This window comes from Nocardioides stalactiti, from assembly GCF_014180715.1.
Lineage (GTDB): Bacteria > Actinomycetota > Actinomycetes > Propionibacteriales > Nocardioidaceae > Nocardioides > Nocardioides stalactiti.
Window position 1 is genome coordinate 1 of record NZ_JACEFC010000230.1, and the last position, 1,790, is coordinate 1,790.

Consider the following 1,790-nt stretch of genomic DNA (forward strand, 5'->3'; position numbering starts at 1 on the left):
CCTCGAGAAGCTCACCTGACCCCGTCGAATCCGGACCTTCCTGGCTCGAACCAGGACTTGTCTGCAGAGATGTGCCGACTGGATCCAGGAAGGTCCGGATTCGACGCGGATATGGACGGATTCGCGGAGGGGCGTGGTCGGGCTTAGGCTGCAGGGACCAATCCAACACGCCCGTGGCGGGGGAAGCCGGTCCGAATCCGGCGCTGACCCGCAACCGTGGGCCGCGCCCCCTCCTGACTCGGCGGGGGAGAGCGGCGAGCCGGAGCACCTGACACGGAGCGTCCTGACGTAGTCGCTGTCGCGGAGAGCAGCGGGTCGGGCCGGCACCACCAGTCGGTTCCCTCCCGCTGCCGCAGCGGGAAGGAACACCATGTCCACCTCGAGGTCCACCTCGATCGTCCGGCGGCTCGGCGCCGTCGTGCTCGGCGGCGCCCTGGCGGTGTCCGCCCTCGCCAGCCCTGCCGAGGCGCACGGCGAGACCGACCGCACGCCGAAGGCGATCGGGGCCGGCTGGCTCAACGACCAGCTCGACGACGGGCTGCTGCACGCGGCGTACGCCGACTTCACGACGGGAGACCCGATCTCCTACGTCGACTACGGCGGCACCGTCGAGGCCGCGTACGCCCTCGAGGCTGCGGGCCGGGAGCGGCTCCTGCCGCGCATCGCCGGCGCGCTCGAGGACACGGCCGCGTCCTACATCACCGGTGCCGACTTCGGGGAGCCCGGCGACCACTACGCCGGTCCGACCGGCAAGCTGCTCTCCTTCGCCAACGACTTCGGTGGCGACGGCGCGGCGACGTCCTTCGGGGGCATCGACCTCGTCGACCGGATGGAGGGGATGACGACCGAGTCCGGCCGCATCCTCGACACCGACGCCGAGCCGCACTACTGCGGCCCGCTCGAGTCGCCGGTCCCGTGCGACTACGCCAACGTGTTCGGCCAGACCTGGGCAGCCCGCGGGCTCCTCGGCGCGGGATCTCCGGAGGCTCCGGCCGCCGTCGAGTACCTGCTCTCCGAGCAGTGCGAGGACGGCCACTTCCCGACGTACTTCGGTGCCTGCAACCCGGCCGGTCCCGACGCCACCGCGTTCGTGATCATCCTGCTGAGCGATGCCGGCTCCGACGACCCGGACCTGCAGGCCGCGCTGGCCGACGCCACCGCCTGGCTCGTGGACTGGCAGGGCAGGAACGGCGGCCTCGCCGACGACAACGGCGTGGTCAACGCCAACAGCACCGGTCTCGGCGGCTGGGCCTTCGGCATCGCCGGCCGGGAGCGCGCCGCGACCAAGGCGGCCGTCTGGCTGCGCGCTCTCCAGGTCCCCGGGCGGGGTTGTGACGCCAAGCTCAGTGGCGAGCGCGGTGCGGTCGCCTACGACGCGGCCGCCTACAAGCTCGGTCGCCGCAAGGGCATCCAGCCGCTCACGGCCGGCCAGTGGCAGACCGTCGAGGCGCAGGCGCTGCCCGCCCTCGCCCACGCTCCGGCCGCGGACTACAAGTTCGCCGTCGCGGCTCCCGAGAGGTTGCCCGCGGGCGACAAGGTCGGTGTCCAGGTGCAGGGCCTCGCCCCGGGCGAGCGCGCGTGCGTCGGCATCGGGCGCAACCTGCGGTCGGTCGTGGGCCGCGCCGACGACCGGCCGTTCAACGTCCGCATCGAGGTGCCGGCGAGGAAGGGCCCGGTCGACGTGAAGCTGTACGCCGCCAACGAGGTGGCCACCGACGGCGCCGTCGTCCGCTGACCGTGGACGGGCGCAGGATCCTCGGCCCGGTGGCCGCGACCGTCATGGTCGCGGC

1 protein-coding gene is annotated in these 1,790 nt (G+C 72.9%); it reads left to right on the forward strand.

Annotation, left to right across the window (positions count from 1 at the left end):
• Nucleotides 1-370: 370 nt before the first annotated feature.
• The gene (locus tag H0487_RS22585) at nucleotides 371-1,735 is read left to right on the forward strand and encodes a prenyltransferase/squalene oxidase repeat-containing protein (RefSeq protein WP_183096435.1); all 1,365 of its coding nucleotides are present in this window, start codon (nucleotides 371-373) and stop codon (nucleotides 1,733-1,735) included.
• Nucleotides 1,736-1,790: the final 55 nt, after the last annotated feature.